Raw genomic sequence first — 17559 nt, forward strand, 5'->3', positions numbered from 1 at the left:
GAAGGGCTGATCCGTATCAAGACAATAGCGCGGGCGGGCGAAGCCGTCGGGCCTCGGAAAGCACGTACTCCCTGGTTTCGTCAGCCGAGCGCGGCGGCATGGCGCGCGATCTGCGCGTCCTCCTGCGAGGGCATGATGCGGATGTCGAGCCCCGGCACCCAGGCCAGCCCCGCACGGATCGCTCGACAAGTCGCCGCATCGTTCTCGCCGATCCCGCCGGTGAGCACGACCATGTCGGCACCGCCCAACGAGGCGATCATCGCCGCGACCTGCTTACACACCGACCGCTCGAACATCCGGATCGCTAGGCCAGCCTCGTCGGTCGCGGCGGCGCGAAGAACGCGCATGTCGCCGGACAGCCCGGAGACCCCAGCCATTCCCGATGCGTGATCGACCAGCGTCGCCAAGGCCGCGGCATCCAGTCCGGTCTCGCGCAGGAGATACAGCAGCACGCCCGGATCGAGATCGCCCGTTCGCGTCGCCATCATCACGCCGCCGGACGGGGTCAGCCCCATGCTGGTGTCGATCGAGCCGCCGTCGCGCACCGCGGTCACACTCGCGCCATTGCCGAGATGCGCGATCACCAGCCGAGCGGGACTGTCGTCACCGAGCTGCCGGACGATCGACTCGCAGGACAGCCCGTGGAAGCCATAGCGCCGCACCCCGCCCGCCCGATACGCACGCGGGATCGGCAGCGTGCTCGCGACGTCCGGCATCCCCGCATGGAACGCCGTATCGAAACACGCGACCTGCGGCAGACCCGGATAGCGCGCCCCCGCCGCCCGGATCAACGCCAGTGACGCCGGCCCATGCAGTGGCGCGAACGCACACGCCGCTTCCAGATCCGCCATCACCGCATCGTCGATCCGACAATGTGCGTTGCGGTGCGGCCCGCCATGAACGACGCGGTGGCCGATCACCGTCGGAGCCGGAGAGCGCTGCAACGCGGTCTCGATCGTATCGAAAAAGCGCCCGTGATCGTCGCCATCATCGTCGGGCGTTTCGATCGTCCCACCAACCAGCAGGATCGGATCGCCATCGACTGCGTAAAGCCCGTATTTCAGCGACGACGATCCGCTATTGAGCGCCAGAACTACGCCCATTGCCAGTCACGCACCTCCGGCAGATCGTCGCCCTGTTCGGCGATATACAGCTTGTGCCGCTCCATCGTCGTCCAATAGCGCGCCGTCTCGCGTGGCACCCTGTCCTGGAACCGCGGAATCCGCTCGATCGCATCCAGCGCCAGCCGATACCGGTCGAGGTCGTTCAGCACGACCATATCGAACGGCGTCGTCGTCGTGCCCATTTCCTTGTACCCGCGGACATGGATGTTCGCGTGGTTCGCCCGCCGATAGGTCAGCTTGTGGATCATCGCCGGATAGCCGTGGAACGCGAAGATCACCGGCGTGTCGCGTGTGAACAGCGCATCGAACTCGCGCTCGTCCAGCCCGTGCGAATGTTCGGAGCGCGGCTGCAACACCATCAGGTCGACCACGTTCACCACCCGGATACGGATGTCGGGCAGATACTCCCGCAACAGCGTCACCGCCGCCAGCGTCTCCAGCGTCGGCACGTCGCCCGCACACGCCATCACCACGTCGGGATCGGCATCGTTGCCCGCCCATTCCCAAATCCCCGCACCCGCGGTGCAATGCCGCACGGCCGCGTCGATTCCGAGCCATTGCCACTCGGGCTGCTTCCCCGCGACGATCACGTTCACATACCCACGGCTGCGCAGGCAATGATCGCCGACCGACAACAGGCAGTTCGCATCGGGCGGCAGGTAGATCCGCGTTACGTCCGCGGTTTTGTTCGCGACGTGATCGATGAACCCCGGATCCTGATGCGACAGCCCGTTGTGATCCTGCCGCCAGACATGCGAGGTCAGCAGATAGTTGAGCGAGGCGATCGGCCGCCGCCACGGGATCGTCCTGGTCGTCTTCAGCCACTTGGCATGCTGGTTGACCATCGAATCGACGATGTGGACGAACGCCTCGTAGCACGAGAACAGCCCGTGCCGCCCGGTCAGCAGATACCCTTCGAGCCAGCCCTGGCACAGATGCTCGCTCAGCACCTCCATCACCCGGCCGTCGGGTCCGAGATGCTCGTCGACCGCATCGATCTCTGCCATCCAGACCTTGCCCGACACGTCGTATACGTCGGCCAGCCGGTTCGACGCGGTCTCGTCCGGCCCGAACAGGCGGAAGTTCACGCTTGCCAGATTGAGCTTCATCACATCGCGCAGATAGCGGCCGAGTACCCGCGTCGCCTCCGCCTTCACCGTGCCCGGCGCGTCCACCGGCACTGCAAAGCTGCGGAAGTCGGGCAGCGACAAAGGCACCATCAGCTCGCCGCCATTGGCATGCGGATTCGCGCCCATCCGCCGATGCCCGGTCGGCGCGAGCGATGCGTATTCCTCCAGGAACTTGCCGTTCGCGTCGAACAGCTCCTCAGGCCGATAACTCCGCATCCACTCTTCGAGCTGGCGCAAATGCTCGGGATCCTTGAAGTCCGCGATCGGCACCTGGTGCGCGCGCCACGTGCCCTCGACCGGCTTGCCGTCGACGAACTTCGGCCCGGTCCAACCCTTCGGCGTGCGGAACACGATCATCGGCCAGCGCGGCCGCTCGGGCGTCACGCCCTCGACCCGCGCCGCCGCCTGGATCGCCTGGATCTTCGCCAACGCCTTGTCGAGCGCCGCGGCGAGTTGCTGGTGGACCGCCGCCGGATCGCTCCCGCCGACATAATAGGGCTCATGCCCATAGCCGCGCAGCAACGCGTCGAGCTCATGCCCGTCGATCCGCGCGAGGATCGTCGGGTTGGCGATCTTGAACCCGTTGAGATGCAGGATCGGCAGCACCGCACCGTCGCGCGCGGGATTGAGAAACTTGTTCGAATGCCAGCTTGCTGCCAGCGCACCGGTCTCCGCCTCGCCGTCCCCGACCACGCACGCGACGATCAGGTCCGGATTGTCGAACGCCGCGCCATAGGCATGCGCCAGCGAGTAACCGAGCTCACCGCCCTCGTGGATCGACCCCGGCGTCTCCGGCGCGACATGGCTCGGGATACCGCCCGGCCACGAGAACTGCCGGAACAGCCGGTGCATGCCGCTCCGACTCCGCTCGATCGCCGGATAGCGCTCGGTATACGAGCCCTCCAGATAGGTATTCGCGACCAGCCCCGGCCCGCCATGCCCCGGCCCGATGATATTGATCATGTCGAGGTCATGCTCGACGATCAGCCGGTTGAGATGGACGTACAGGAAATTCAGCCCGGGCGTCGTCCCCCAATGCCCGAGCAGCCGCGGCTTCACGTCGGCGATCGTCAACGGCCGATCGAGCAACGCATTGTCACGCAGGTAGATCTGGCCGACCGACAGATAGTTCGCAGCCCGCCAATACGCGTCCATTCGACGCAGCATATCCGGGGACAGCGGGTGCGCCTTGGCGTGCGTGGTGATCGGCGCCAAGGCTGACGACCGTGTCGCGAGATCGCTCATGACTGGCTTTCCTTCATTGGAACAGGACATGGACGGGACACGGTCGGGCGGACGAACGCCGTCAACGGGAAGGCGACAGCTGCGTGCGGCATACGGGTCATGTGGTTTCCTGGAGAATGTGCGATGGTCAGCGACCGATCCGGGCAATGAGTGCGGGATCGGACAGCAGTGCCTCGTCGCCGAACGCGATTTGCGCGCAGGTGCGTCGGGCCTGGGCCGAAACCTCTTGCAGATATTGGTTGGCGAAGTGCGGGCTCAGCCCCGACACGATATTGGCGAACCGCCGATGCTCCTGCGATCGCATCCCGAAGGCGTGGACGATATACTGGTCGAACACGCTGTTCAGGCCTTGCCCCTGCCCCTGTTCGTCGAGCCAGATCTTGCTGGCCGCCGACGTCGAGAAACTGAGCAACCGCTTACCGCCGAGCAGGTCGGTCCGCGACCGGCCTTGCAGCGCCTCGGGTTGTACGCCCGCACCGAACACCCGCTCGACATAGCCTTTCAGCATTGCCGGCGGCGTGCCGAACCAGATCGGATAGATCAGCACGAACACCGCGCAGCCGTCGATCACGGCGAGTTCGTCGAGCACATCCGGGCGATATGCGGCGGGGCGATGGGTAGGCCGCTCGGCTGCCGACAGCACCGGATCGAATCGCATGGCATACAGGTCGCGCATCACGACGCTCTGCCCCGCGGCACGGACCGCTTCGCAGTAGGTGTTGGCGATCGCGTGGTTGAAACTCGACGGATCGGGATGGCACACGATCACCGCATGCCTGTGGTCGGTGGAACTACGCTCGTCGACGATCATCGCAACGTCCTTGCAGCAAAGCTTCCCGCCCGCCGCCCGCTTTGCACTGGCGGACGACGGCGGCATCTGAAGTCTCGCCGAACCTAGCGGGTAGCCCTTGGCCCCGTGACCCTCGGGAACTACGCAGTGCGCCACGAAGCGGTGCCGGGGTTGGAAATCAGCGCGATATCGGGCCCACGACCACACCGGATTGCACCGAATGGCCTGCGGCGATGCATTTCCAGGCTTGGCTTCGACGGCGTCGCATCATAAAGCGATCGCGACTCATCCTTGCGCATTGCGCGCCGAAAGCCTCTCTTCCATGCAGATCATCGTTCGCGACAACAATGTCGACCAAGCCCTCCGTGCCCTGAAGAAGAAGCTGCAGCGCGAAGGCGTCTACCGCGAGATGAAGCTGCGCCGGCACTATGAGAAGCCATCGGAAAAGCGTGCTCGCGAGCATGCCGCCGCCGTGAGCCGTGCGCGCAAGGCCGACCGCAAGCGGGCCGAACGCGACAATTAATCGTCGCTACCGACGGACTCGCGCCGGCGGAACACGGACGAACGGGGCTGCGTCGATCGGTGCGGCCCTATTCGCATTCGGCCCTATTTGCATTCGGTCAGCGTATGACGCAGCGCATCGGCGGACGCCCGTAGCGCGGTCACCTCTTCGGCCGCCAGTTCGGGTGTCAGGATCCGGACGATCCCTGCGGCACCGATCAGGCACGGCAGACTGAGATACACTGCATCGATTCCGTACTGGCCATCGAGCATGGCGGATACCGGCAGGACGATCCGTTCGTCACGGTGGATGGCCTCGCAGATCCGAACGATCGCGGTGGCAACGCCGAACGACGTATGCCCCTTGCCGTGACTGATCGTATAGCCGGCGCGCACGACCTCATGGGCAACGGCTGCGCGATCGAAGGCTTGTCCGGCCAGATAGCCGTCGAGATCCAGCCCGCCGATGCGAACGCTGGAATAGGCCATGACCTCGCTATCGCCATGCTCGCCCAGAACCACGCCTTCGACCGCACCGGGCGCAATTCCCAGCTGGTCCGCGACGCGCTTTCTGAAGCGATTGCTGTCGAGTAGCGTCCCGGTCCCGATCACCCGCGCCGCCGGCAGACCCGAAGTCGTCTGCGCCACCTGGGCCATGGCGTCGGCCGGGTTGGATGCGACGACCAGGATACCTTCGAACCCCGCCGCCATGGCAGCCTCCACGCAGGCTCGCACGATGACGGCACTCTTACCGGCAACCGAGGTGCGCGCCTCGCCGTCAGCCGTGGCCGCTCCGGCGGTAATCACCAGGATGCTAGCATCTCTGGTGTCGGCATAGTCGCCTGCCCAAATCCGCGCGGGCCGCGCGATAGCGTTGGCGTCGGCGATATCGGTCGCCTCCGCGGTGGCACGATCGGTATTTGTATCGATCAGCACGATCTCGGCGACCAGTCCGCGCAACATCAGAGCATAGGCGGTGGTGGCGCCGACGTTACCGGCGCCGACGATCGCGATACGGGACGAAACAGGCATCGGGGAACTCCATATGCGCGCGATCGTGCCAAACGCCCAGGTCGCCAGTGCCGATCGTCAGGTCTTGTCTGGGCTATAGTCTTGTTTGGGTCTTCTCTGGGCAACCCCTCACATCGCAACATGGACGCATGCCAGCCGCCACAGTCTGCGGAAAATTACGGGTCATTCACCGTCCTGCGGAAAATAGCCTGCGGAAATAGATCGTGTTTTCAGCGGTATCGAGGAACGTTTTAAAGCGCCTGACGCTCCTTCCCCGACAGAGGAGACGAACGATGGACGACACGCGAGTTTGGAATTTCGAGGAAAGCCTGTGGACCGGCGATGCCGCGCAGTATCACGCATTGATCGACGACGAATGCGTGATGGTACTGCCCGAACATCCTTTCATCCTGACCGGCGCTCAGGCGATCGAAACGGTGGCCGATACGCCGCGGTGGACGACCGTCACGTTCACCGAAAAACAGATCATGCGCCCGCAGGAGGGCCTCATCGCCATCGCCTACAAGGCCAAGGCCGAACGCGAAAACGCTGACGGCTATACCGCGTATTGCACGACGACGATGCGTCGCCTGGAGCACGAGGAGTGGCGGGTGGTCCAGCACCAGCAGACCCCTGCCCTGACCACTCCAGCCGTATAAAAGCTGCCGCCTAGTACAGGCGCTCTAAAGGCGGACCGATCACGAAGGGCACGCCCGTGTCGCCCTTCGTGACGATCGCAGCGGACCGCGTCGCATGCCGTTCAACGCCACTTTGGCGGCCGTCCGCGCCAATAACGAATCGAGTAGAGTGCATGCCCCACGCCAGCAATATCGTCCGTTGCGACGGTCCCGGCAGTCCCTACGCGCTCGACACGATCCCGATCCGGCCACGGAACGGCGAGCTCGATGCCGTATGCCCCGTGTGCAGGGGGCGTGGGCAATGGAATACGGAAATCGATCTCGTCAGCTTTCGCTGCAAGCGCATGACATGCGCCGAATGCCATGGCGCAGGCTGGGTGGAGACGGGCAGCGACCCTGTCGTGCTCCCGGACATCGTGATGAGCGAGGACGGCCACCCGCAATGGACTGTCCGCTACCGGGCCAGTAGTGAGAGCGGCGCCATCGACCCCGCCAAACCGGGGCTCACCGATCACGGGAATTAAGACGCGATAGCCTTACCCGGGTTCACGCAACCGTGAAGTGGGGGCGATGACAGTCACGTTTTTTGCGTGTTGCAATGCAGCATATCATTTCTTGTTTATAGAGCAGCTTCCGGGTATTCCGCTACGGATTGACTAACATTTGGTCGGGACGAAACCCGCTTTATGGTCGTCGACAGGAACCCATCTGACTCGAAATCGTTTCGGAAGGGGCAGCCGCACCGGCTGATACATGAGAGTGTGACTTATGATTAAAACTTGGATTCTCGGCGTTTCGGCCGTTGCGATGACGGCTCTTCCGGTTGCAGCAAGCGCAGCGCCTGCCGCTCAGTCGCTTTCGGTTGCATCGTCGGTTCGTACCGGCACCGCCACCACGAAGTCGAGCAAGCTTGCCGGTCTTCAGGATTCGACCATCGTTCCGCTGATCATCGGCGCTGGCGTTATCGCGGGTGTTGCATATCTGATCATCGATCACGAAGACGACAACGATTCCGACAGCAACTAAGAGAATGGGCCGGTAATTCCGGCCCATTTTTTATCCCGGGTCGACCCCAGACCGACGATGCTAAGACTTCAGCGCCTCGTTGATCGCTGATACAGCACCGGATCTTTCCAGCGTCGCCAAATGTGCGATCACCGTACCGCGCAAGCTGGGATCGGGTCGGAAAGACATCAGCCCCGATAGCGCATCGACGCGATCCTGCGTCGTATCCGCACCACGGGCCGCGTTACAGAGCCGATCGCTGATCGGATCCTCGACCGTAAACGCCTCCCCCGAATCCGTCATACCCGACTGCCACCGCATCCAGGCGGCAACCGCCAGCGCCAATGCGTCCGCCGGCAGCCCGGCCGCGCGACGGTCCGCGATCGGTGCCAACAGCCTCTGCGGCAACTTCTGCGAACCATCCATCGCGATCTGGCGCGTGCGATGCTGGAGCGCGGGATTGGCGAAGCGGGCCATCAACGCCGCACGGTACTGCGCGATATCGAGCGCGGCGGGGGGATCGAGCGTCGTCGCGCTCTCGTCCCACAGCGCTTCGACAAAGGCGCGTGCCTGGGGCTGCGCAACGACCTCGTGAACGAAATCGAACCCGGCCAGCCCCCCGAGATAGGCGATGGCCGAATGCGCGCCGTTGAGCAGCCGCAGCTTCGCGTCCTCCCACGGCGCCACCGCATCGGTCAGTTGCACGCCGAACGCCGCCAGATCGGGTCGTTCGCCGGCGAAGCGATCCTCGATCACCCACTGGGTGAACGGCTCCGCCTTCACCATCGCGTGATCCTCGACCCCCAGCGTGTCCGCCAACGCGGCGATATCGGCGGGCGTGGTCGCGGGCACGATCCGGTCGACCATCGTCTGCGGGAACGTCACGGTGGCGGCGATCCAGTCGCGCAGATCCGCGTCGTGCGCCGCCGCCATCGCCAGTACCGCATCGCGCAACAGCGTACCGTTGTGCGGCAGATTGTCGCACGAGAGTATCGTCAGCGGACCGGTGCCCGCCGCATGGCGCGCCGCGAGCCCGGCGACGAGGAACCCGGGTGCGGTCCGCGGCGCGGCGAGCGAGGCGAGATCGTGCGCGACATCGGCATCGCCGGCCTGCAATCTGCCCGTCGCGCGGTCGAGCTTATAGCCCTTCTCGGTGATCGTCAGCGTGACGATATGCGTGTCGGCCGACGCCAGCGCGGCAACCACCGCCGCCGGATCCTCAGGCGCCACGAGCACATCCATGACCGCGCCGATGACCTGCAAGCGCTCGCCCTCGCCGTCACGGACGACGAGCGTGTAGAGCCCGCCCTGCGGCGCGAGCTGGTCGCGGACGCCCGCGGATCGCAGCGATACGCCGGTGATGCCCCAGCGCAGATCGCCCGCCGCCAGCGCCTGTTCGAACACCGCCGCCTGATGCGCGCGGTGGAATGCGCCGATCCCGAGATGCACCACGCCGCGCGTCACGCGCGTCCGGTCGTAGGTCGGCCGCGCGACGGCGGCGGGCAACCGGTCGAGCGTGGCGGTAGACAGCCTCACAGCCGGTACGCCTGTTTGACCAGATCATAAGCGAGCGCGCGGGCGACCTCATGCGCTTCGTCCTCCTCGAGCCGGTGTTCCGCGACGAGCTTGGCGAGGAACGTGCAGTCCATCCGGCGCGCGACGTCGTGCCGCGCCGGGATCGAGAGAAAGGCGCGCGTATCGTCATTGAAGCCGACCGTGTTGTAGAAGCCCGCCGTCTCGGTCGCGCGCTCGCGGAAGCGGCGCATGCCCTCCGGGCTATCGTGAAACCACCAGGGCGGGCCGAGCTTCAGCGCCGAATAATGGCCGGCGAGCGGGGCGAGTTCGCGGGAGTAGGTGTCCTCGTCGAGCGTGAACAGGATCAGCGTCAGTGCCGGGTCGTTGCCGAACCGGTCGAGCAGTGGTTTCAGCGCGCGGACGAATTCACCGGGAAGCGGGATGTCGCCACCCTTGTCGCGGCCGAACCGCGCCAGCACCGAGGCGTTGTGGCTGCGAGAGACTGCGGGGTGGAGTTGCATCACCATGCCGTCCTCGACCGACATCGCCGCCATCTCGGTCAGCATCTGTGCGCGGAAGAGTTCGGACTCCGCGGCGGTCGGCTGCGCCATGACACGGGCGTAAAGTGCTTCCGCTTCGGCGGGCGTCAGGTCTGCGGTCGCTGCCGATGGGTGGCCGTGATCGGTCGAGGTTGCGCCGGCATCGCGGAAGCGCGCGCGGTGGAAGCGGTGCGCAGCGAGATAGCCCGCATAGCTGCCGACATCTTCGCCCGCGGTCTCGCCGAAGCGACGGACGTTGGCGGCGAAGCCCGGCGTTTCCGGATCGACGACGGGATCGGGGCGATAGGCGGTGACGACGCGGCCGTTCCAGTCGCTCGCGCGGATCGCGGCATGGTGTTCGAGCGGGTCGAGCGGGCTTTCGGTGGTCGCGATCAGTTCGATGCCGAACCGGTCGAACAGCGCGCGCGGTCGGAAGGCTGGCGTCTTCAGCGCGGCGTCGATCGTGTCGTAATACAGGTCGGCGGTCGCAGGTTCGAGGCGGACGTCGATCCCGAACGCCTCGGCAAACACCCAGTCGAGCCACATCCGCGACGGCGTGCCGCGGAACAGAGGGTAGTTCGCCGCGAAGATGTGCCAGATTTTCCGCGGATCGGTTTCCGTCATGCTGCCATCGACCGTCGGCACGCCGAGCGCGTCGAGCGGCACGCCCTGGCTGTAGAGCATCCGAAACACATAATGATCGGGGACGATCAGCAGCGAGGCTGGATCGCTGAACGCCTCGTCCCGCGCGAACCATGCCGGATCGGTATGGCCGTGCGGGCTGACGATCGGCAGGTCCTTCACGCCCGCATGCAGCGCGCGCGCGATGTCACGGGTACGGCCGTCGCTGGGGAACAGGCGATCGGGGTGGAGGCGTAGCGGATGGGTCATGCGAGGCGTTCCAGATCGACGGGGGTATAGTGCGGGACGAGCAGGTGGATAACCAGCAACGCGACGAAATAGGCGCACCCGGCGACCACGAAGATCGGTCCATAGCTGCCGACGCCGGCCAGAATGGTGCCTGCGAACTTGGCCATCAGCATCCCGCCGAATGCGCCCGCCAGCCCGCCGAGACCGATCACCGATCCGCCCATGCCGCGCGGAAACAGGTCGCCGGGGATCGCGTACACGTTGGCGGAGAAGCCTTGGTGACACGCGCAGGCGAGGCCGATCGCCGCGACCGCCCACCAGAGTCCGGGCGCCTGCGCGGCGAAGATGATCGGCAGGGCGAACAGTGCGCAGGCGAACAACGCCGTTTTCCGCGCGCGGTTAGGGGTCGCCCCCTTCGCCAGCAGCCGCGACGAGAACCAGCCGCCCGCGACCGATCCGACATCGGCCAGCACGTACACAGCGACCAGCGGCGGCCCGAAATCGAGCATCTTCACGCCGTATTGCCGGTTGAAGAAATCGGGTAGCCAGAACAGGAAGGTCCACCACACCGGATCGATAAGAAAGCGACCGAGCATATACGCCCAGGTCTGGCGCAGTCGCAGCAGCGTGCGCCAGCGGACCGGCTTGGCGGCGGGCACGGGATCGGCCTCGATCCACGCCAGTTCCTCAGGCGTGACGCGTGGATGCTTGCGCGGTGTGCGGTAGAAAGCGAGCCAGGCGACCAGCCAGAGTACGGTCAGCGCGCCGGTCGCGATGAACGCCATCCGCCAGCCGAACGTCACCGCGATCACCGGCACGATCAACGGGGTGAGGATCGCCCCGACGTTCGAGCCTGCGTTGAAGATGCCGATCGCCAGCGCACGCTCGCGTTGCGGAAACCATTCGTTGGCCGCGGCGAGTGCGGCCGGGAACGCCCCGGCCTCGCCGATCGCGAGCGGGATGCGCGCGAAGATCATCATGCCGGCACTGGTGAACAGCGCGTGCGCGACATGACCGATGGTCCACAACGTCACCGCGACCGCATAGCCGATCTTCGCGCCCACCCGGTCGACGAACCGCCCGAACAGGACATAGGCGATGCCGTACGCGGCCTGGAACGCGATCGCGAGATCGGCATAGCCCTGCTCGCTCCAGTTGTAGCGCGCTTGAAGTTCGGGCTTGAGCACCGGCAGCACGAGCCGGTCGATGTAGCTGAGCGCGACGGCGGCGAAGAGCAGCGCGCAGACGATCCAGCGGACTTTCCCGCGCGGCTTCTCGATCGCGGCGGCGGCCCCGGTCACCAATTGCACAGCGTGCCATCCTCGAGACGCGCAACCGGGAGATAGGCCCGCTTATACTCATAGGTCGCGGCCAGATCCTCATCGATGTCGACGCCTAGCCCCGGCGCCTCGCCCGGATGCATCATGCCGTCGTCGAAGCTGTACGCATGCGGGAAGACCGCATCGGTCTCGTCGGTATGCGGCATATGCTCCTGCACGCCGAAATTGGGCACCGACAGCCCGAAATGGAGCGCGGCGGCCATCGCCACCGGCGACAGGTCGGTCGCGCCGTGGCACCCGGTCCGCACCTGATACAGGTCGGCGAGCGACGCGATCCGGCGCAGGTGCGTGATGCCGCCGGCATGCACGACGGTCGCGCGGATATAGTCGATCAGCTGGTTCTGGATCAGGTCCTTCGCATCCCAGATCGAATTGAACACCTCGCCGACCGCGATCGGCGTCGTGGTATGGTGACGGATCAACTTGAACGCCTCCTGGTTCTCGGCAGGCGTCGGGTCCTCGATCCAGAAGAGGTTGTATGGCTCTAGCGCCTTGCCCAGCCGCCCCGCCTCGATCGGCGTCAGCCGGTGGTGGATATCGTGGAGCAAATGAACGTCCCAGCCCATCGCCTCGCGCGCGGCCTTGAACAGCTCGGGGACGACGCGGAGATATTTCTCGGTCGACCAGACGCTCTCGCTCGGCAGGTCGGCGTCGGCAGGTTCGTAGCGCGCGCCGTGCTTGGCGACGCCGTAGGTCGAGGCGAGCCCCGGCACGCCGCATTGCAGCCGGATCGCCTTGTAGCCCTTCGCCTGCTCGACCTTGGCGACCGCGATCGTGTCCTCGATCGTCGTACCGTTAGCGTGTGCATAGACCATGCACGCATCGCGCGCCGCGCCGCCGAGCAACTGGTACACCGGCATCCCGGCGAGCTTGCCCTTGATGTCCCACAGCGCGGTGTCGACCGCGGCGATCGCCGCCATCGTCACAGGACCACGCCGCCAATACGCGCCCTTGTAGAGATACTGCCAGACGTCCTCGATCCGGTGCGCATCGCGGCCGATCAGGCAGGGCACGACATGATCGGTCAGGTAACTCGCGACGCTCAACTCGCGGCCGTTGAGCGTCGCGTCGCCGAGCCCGGTGGTGCCGTCGTCACACTCGATCTTCAGCGTGACGAAATTGCGCCCCGGACAGGTGACGATGACGCGGGCGGAAACGATCTTGGGCATCGCAGGTCCTTCAGGCGATTTCGAGGATGGCGGATTTGAGCTGTGCCGAACTTGGCCCGGCCATGATCGTGAACAGGCCCGGCTCGACGACCTCGCGCATGTCGACGTCCCACAAAGCGAACGCGTCGGGGCCGAGCGTGAAGCGCAACGTCCGTCGCTCGCCGGGGGCAAGCGTCACGCGTTCGAACCCCTTCAACTCCATCACCGGCCGCGCGACGGAGGATACCTGATCGCGGACATAGACCTGCACGACCTCGTCGCCGGCGCGTTGCCCGATATTGGCGACGTCGACCTCGACCCCGACGCTGCCGGCGATGCCGATCTTCGCCGCAGACAGCCGCGGTGCGCTGATGTCGAAGCGCGTGTAGCTAAGCCCGTGGCCGAAAGGGAACAGCGGCGCCGTCTCCGCGAACAGATAGCCGCGCTGCGTCGACGGCTTGCGGTTGTAATAGAACGGGACCTGCCCGACTTCGCGCACCGCGGTGACGGGCAGCTTGGCGCCCGGATTGATCCGCCCGAACAGCGCCTCGGCCATCGCCGTGCCGCCCTCCTGCCCCGGATACCAGCATTCGAGGACCGCGTTCGCCTTCGCGATCACGCTGGGCCAGCTCGGCGGCCGGCCGTTGATCGCGGCGATCACGATCGGCTTGCCCAGCGCGTGCAGCGCGTCGAACAGCGCGTTCTGCTCGCCGAGCAGGTCGAGCGTGGTGCGATCGCCGAGATGGTTCGCGGAGAAGCCCTCGCGGCTGGTCTGCTCGGTATCGCCGATCGCGAGGATGATCGTGTCGGCCCCGCGCGCGACCTCGACCGCCTCGGCGATCAGCGCGCGGTTCTTCTGCGGGTCAGCGAGCAGCACCTCGTCCTGCGACCGGTCCTCGCTCTGGGTGATGAACGCGCCCTGCGCATGGACGATGGTCGCGCCGCCGCCGACCAGCGCGCGCACGCCTTCAAGCAGCGACACCGACTGGCGCGGAGGCGCGGAATAGCCCCCGAGCCGGGCGACCGCCGCATTCGGTCCGATCACCGCGATCCTGCCGTTGGGCGCGAGCGGCAGGGTGCCGTCGTTGGTCAGCAGGCACATCGATTTGCGCGCCGCCTCCAGCGCTACGCCGCGTGCTTCTGCGTTGCCGGTCAGGCGAGCGGCTGCGCGGGCATCGACCGCCGACTCCTCGAACAACCCGGCGCGGAACTTCAGCGCGAGCATCCGCGCGCACGCCGCGTCGACCGCCGCGATCGGCACCGTCCCCGCCCGCACCTGCGCGGGCAATGTGCGGAACGCGATCCCGTCCGGCAACGCGCTGTCCACGCCCGCCTCCAGCGCCAGCCGCGCTGCGCCGGCCACGTTGGGCGCGATGTGATGGATCGTATCAAGCTCTTCGATCGCGCCGTAATCGCTGACGATCGCGCCCGAAAAGCCCCATTCGCCGCGCAGCACGTCGCCGAGCAGCCACTGGTTCGCATGGCTCGGCACGCCGTCGATCTCGTTATAGGACGGCATCACCGCGCCGATCCCGGTACGCGTCACGACCGCGCGGAACGGCGGGAAGAAGCTCTCGCGCAGTTCGCGCTCGCCGATCGGTGCCGGGCCGATATTGTTGCCCGCCTGGGGCTGGCCGTGGCCGGTCATGTGCTTCAGCGTCGCGAACACCTTGCCAGGTGCCAGCGTCGTGCTGTCGCCCTGCAGCCCCTCGACCGCGGCGACTCCCATCTCGCCGCACAGATACGGATCCTCGCCGAACGTCTCCTCGATCCGGCCCCAGCGCGGATCGCGCGCGATGTCGACGACCGGCGACAGCGAGAGGTGGCTGCCATGCGCGCGCACCTCGCGACCGATGATCGCCTGCGCGCGCCGCATCAGGTCGCGGTCGAACGCACCGGCCATGCCGATCGCCTGCGGGAACATCGTCGCGTCGGGCGCCATGTAGCCATGCAGCGATTCCTCGTGGAAGATCACCGGGATGCCGAGCCGCGTGCCGCGTGCCCAGCGCTGGACCGCGTTGACGAACGCGATCGTCGAGGCCGACCCCCGCCACGCAGCGCCGGTCCCACCGGCCGTCACCGCGATCGACGGGCCGCCGCGCTTGTCGGACGGCCGCGTGATCTGGCCGAAGCCCGCCGGATACGCCGCGGTTGCCCGCGTCGGATCGAAATCGAGCCCGCCCGGAACCATCACATCCGCCTTGGTCGCCCATAAGGAAATGGTCTGGCCAACTTTCTCCTCCAGCGTCATCCGCGCCATCAGGTCACGAACCCGGAGATCGACCGGCGCACGGGCGTCTCGGTAGACCGGCGTCGCCGCCGCGGCCTGTGCGACACCGGGAACGAGCCCCACGATCGAGACCGAGCCGAGCAACCCGAAAAGGTCGCGCCGGGTCGGCATCGCGGCTCGCATCGTGGTCGTTACGATCCCTGCTGTCTCAGTATCGGCCACGATTATCTCCTAATATGAAACGCGGCATTGCTGTCGAAGCCGTCGTCGTGATAGCGATAACATGGCTGATCATCCGCGATCCTGTCAATGTGGCGCGGAACGGCGGGAGAGGATTATGACGCAATTCGGCCGATGGATCGGTAAGTTCGCGCTGCTGTTCGGCGCGGTAATTGGTTTGACCGCACCGGCGCGGGCCGAAGACGGCTACGACCTCTGGCTGCGCTATCACGCCCCCGCGGCGACGCCTGCGCGGAATGCCCCGACGGTCGACGCGCGCGGCGATACGCCGACGCTTCGCGTGGCGGTGGAAGAATTGCGGCGCGGCGTGGGGCTGTTCGGGACGAGCCCGCCGCCGATCCTGCTGGCCACCGCCAGCGATCGCGACGTCGTGGCACTCCGCTTGCCGCTGGCCGGGCTCGGCGACGAAGGATACCGCGTCGGACAGGTCACGATCGGCGGTCGCCGCACACTCCTCGTCACCGCGAACACCGATCGCGGAGTCCTGTACGGCAGCTTCGCGCTGCTGCGGCACCTCCAGACCGGTGGCAGCCTCGACCGGATCGCCCTGACTTCGAGGCCGCGCGTAAAACTGCGCGTGCTCAACCACTGGGACAATCTGGATGGCGTGGTCGAGCGCGGCTATGCCGGCGTGTCGCTGTGGGATTGGTGGACGCTCCCCGACTTCCGCGATCCGCGCTACACCGATTACGCGCGCGCCAACGCGTCGATCGGGATCAACGGCACCGTCCTCAACAACGTCAACGCAAAGGCCGACAGCCTGACCGCGCCGTATATCGCGAAAGCTGCGGCACTCGCCGACGTGTTTCGCCCGTACGGGATCAAAGTGTACCTCTCAGCGCGCTTCTCGGCCCCGATCGAGATCGGTGGCTTGAAGACCGCCGACCCGCTCGACCCGCAGGTCGCGGCGTGGTGGAAGGCGAAGACCGACGAGATCTATCGCAGCATCCCCGATTTCGGCGGCTTTCTGGTCAAGGCCAACAGCGAGGGCCAGCCCGGCCCGCGCGACTATCATCGCAGCCACGCCGACGGCGCCAACATGCTCGCCGCGGCGGTCGCACCGCATGGTGGGATCGTGATGTGGCGCGCGTTCGTCTATGCCGAGACCGACCCCGACGATCGCGCGAAACAGGCCTATACCGAGTTCAAGCCGCTCGACGGCAAATTCGCCAAGAACGTCATCGTCCAGGTCAAGAACGGCGCGATCGACTTCCAGCCGCGCGAGCCGTTCCACCCGCTGTTCGGGGCGATGCCGAAGACGCCGCTGATGATCGAATTCCAGATCACCAAGGAATATCTCGGCTTCGCGACGCACCTCGCCTATCTCGGGCCGATGTTCGCCGAGACGCTGGCGAGCAAGACGATGCAGACGCCCGGCGAAACCGTTGCGGACGTCGTCGACGGGTCGGTCGAAGGTCACACACTGACGGGCATGGCGGGGGTCGCCAATATCGGCCGCGACCGCGACTGGGCGGGCTCGACGTTCAACCAGGCGAACTGGTACGCGTTTGGGCAGATGGCGTGGGATCCGACGCTCGGCGCCGCACCGGTCGCGCGCGAATGGGCGGCGATGACCTTTGCCCCCTCTGCCAAGATCGTCGATCCGGTGGTCGCGATGATGATGGGATCGCGTGAGGCCGTGGTGGACTACATGACGCCGCTCGGCCTGTCGCACGTCATGGCGACGGGACATCATTATGGCCCGGCTCCGTGGGTGGCCGATCTCAAGCGCCCCGAATGGAACCCGGTCTATTATCACCGTGCCGACAAGGCCGGGATCGGCTTCGACCGGACCAAGACGGGCAGCAACGCGGTCGCGCAATACGCCCCTGCCCTCGCCCGCACGCTCGCCGATCCGGCGACGACGCCAGAGCGCGACCTGCTGTGGTTTCACCACGTCTCCTGGGACCGGCGCATGGGATCGGGGCGGACCTTATGGGCGGAGATGGTCCATGATTACGATTCCGGCGCCGGCTATGTCGCGGACATGCGCCGGCGATGGGATGCGCTGAAGCCGCAGGTCGATGCCGAACGCTGGGCGAAGACCGCGACGTATCTGGCGGTGCAGGAGCGCGAAGCGCGGTGGTGGCGCGATGCGAGCCTGGCCTATTGGATGTCGGTCAACGGCCTGCCGCTGCCCGCCGGCGCCGCCGCACCCGCACACGATCTGGCGTGGTACAAGGCGCAGCGCTTTCCCTATGCTCCCGGAAACCCGCAATGATTCCCCGGCCGC

The 17559-nt window shown here is 66.2% G+C and carries 14 protein-coding genes; 5 read left to right on the forward strand and 9 right to left on the reverse strand.

The window, feature by feature from the left end; all coding sequences use genetic code 11:
* Positions 1-80 precede the first annotated feature (80 nt).
* From U1737_RS03820 to U1737_RS03830, 3 genes are all read right to left on the reverse strand, one after another.
* On the reverse strand, positions 81-1103 hold the full coding sequence (locus U1737_RS03820; RefSeq protein ID WP_332795692.1) for an acetate/propionate family kinase: 1023 nt from the start codon (positions 1101-1103) through the stop codon (positions 81-83).
* A complete protein-coding gene (locus U1737_RS03825) occupies positions 1094-3421 on the reverse strand; it encodes a phosphoketolase family protein (protein ID WP_443027088.1) in 2328 nt (775 codons plus the stop codon). The genes U1737_RS03820 and U1737_RS03825 overlap by 10 nt, the downstream gene beginning before the upstream one ends.
* A 205-nt stretch (positions 3422-3626) precedes the next feature.
* Entirely contained in the window at positions 3627-4310 is a 684-nt protein-coding gene (locus U1737_RS03830) for an NAD(P)H-dependent oxidoreductase (RefSeq protein WP_332795694.1), read from the reverse strand.
* A 301-nt stretch (positions 4311-4611) separates the two neighbouring features.
* Between U1737_RS03830 and rpsU the strand changes: the two genes are divergently transcribed.
* Positions 4612-4812, forward strand: a complete 201-nt coding sequence (gene rpsU / locus U1737_RS03835; RefSeq protein ID WP_031393196.1) for a 30S ribosomal protein S21 — start codon at positions 4612-4614, stop codon at positions 4810-4812.
* Between the two features lie 83 nt (positions 4813-4895).
* Here rpsU and U1737_RS03840 read toward each other — a convergent pair whose 3' ends face one another.
* Entirely contained in the window at positions 4896-5822 is a 927-nt protein-coding gene (locus U1737_RS03840) for an L-lactate dehydrogenase (RefSeq protein WP_332795695.1), read from the reverse strand.
* A gap of 272 nt (positions 5823-6094) precedes the next feature.
* Between U1737_RS03840 and U1737_RS03845 the strand changes: the two genes are divergently transcribed.
* The 3 genes from U1737_RS03845 to U1737_RS03855 all read left to right on the forward strand — a co-directional run bounded on the left by U1737_RS03845 (position 6095) and on the right by U1737_RS03855 (position 7465).
* Positions 6095-6460 (forward strand): DUF4440 domain-containing protein, encoded by a 366-nt coding sequence (locus U1737_RS03845; protein ID WP_332795696.1) that lies wholly within the window; start codon positions 6095-6097, stop codon positions 6458-6460.
* A 152-nt stretch (positions 6461-6612) separates the two neighbouring features.
* Positions 6613-6963, forward strand: coding sequence for a hypothetical protein (locus U1737_RS03850; RefSeq protein WP_332795697.1), 351 nt, complete (start codon positions 6613-6615; stop codon positions 6961-6963).
* A 244-nt stretch (positions 6964-7207) separates the two neighbouring features.
* Positions 7208-7465, forward strand: coding sequence for a hypothetical protein (locus tag U1737_RS03855; protein ID WP_248521846.1), 258 nt, complete (start codon positions 7208-7210; stop codon positions 7463-7465).
* Positions 7466-7525: 60 nt separating this feature from the next.
* Here the strand turns inward: U1737_RS03855 and U1737_RS03860 are convergent, their stop codons facing one another.
* From U1737_RS03860 to U1737_RS03880, 5 genes are read right to left on the reverse strand one after another with little or no spacing between them, the layout of a single operon-like run.
* On the reverse strand, positions 7526-8980 hold the full coding sequence (locus U1737_RS03860; protein WP_332795698.1) for a mannitol dehydrogenase family protein: 1455 nt from the start codon (positions 8978-8980) through the stop codon (positions 7526-7528).
* On the reverse strand, positions 8977-10389 hold the full coding sequence (gene uxaC, locus U1737_RS03865; protein ID WP_332795699.1) for a glucuronate isomerase: 1413 nt from the start codon (positions 10387-10389) through the stop codon (positions 8977-8979). Before uxaC ends, U1737_RS03860 begins: the two co-directional genes overlap by 4 nt.
* Entirely contained in the window at positions 10386-11672 is a 1287-nt protein-coding gene (locus U1737_RS03870; protein ID WP_332796033.1) for an MFS transporter, read from the reverse strand. The genes uxaC and U1737_RS03870 overlap by 4 nt, the downstream gene beginning before the upstream one ends.
* Positions 11666-12877: a D-mannonate dehydratase ManD gene (gene manD, locus U1737_RS03875; protein WP_332795700.1), complete on the reverse strand. Its 1212-nt coding sequence runs from the start codon at positions 12875-12877 to the stop codon at positions 11666-11668. Before manD ends, U1737_RS03870 begins: the two co-directional genes overlap by 7 nt.
* A gap of 10 nt (positions 12878-12887) precedes the next feature.
* On the reverse strand, positions 12888-15257 hold the full coding sequence (locus tag U1737_RS03880; RefSeq protein WP_332796034.1) for a glycoside hydrolase family 3 N-terminal domain-containing protein: 2370 nt from the start codon (positions 15255-15257) through the stop codon (positions 12888-12890).
* 166 nt (positions 15258-15423) lie between these two features.
* On the opposite strand from U1737_RS03880, the gene U1737_RS03885 reads away from it, so the two are divergent.
* The gene (locus tag U1737_RS03885; protein ID WP_332795701.1) at positions 15424-17547 is read left to right on the forward strand and encodes an alpha-glucuronidase family glycosyl hydrolase; all 2124 of its coding nucleotides are present in this window, start codon (positions 15424-15426) and stop codon (positions 17545-17547) included.
* The last annotated feature ends 12 nt before the right edge of the window (positions 17548-17559 follow it).

The sequence above is a fragment of the Sphingomonas fucosidasi genome (genome assembly GCF_036663855.1).
Lineage (GTDB): Bacteria > Pseudomonadota > Alphaproteobacteria > Sphingomonadales > Sphingomonadaceae > Sphingomonas > Sphingomonas faeni_B.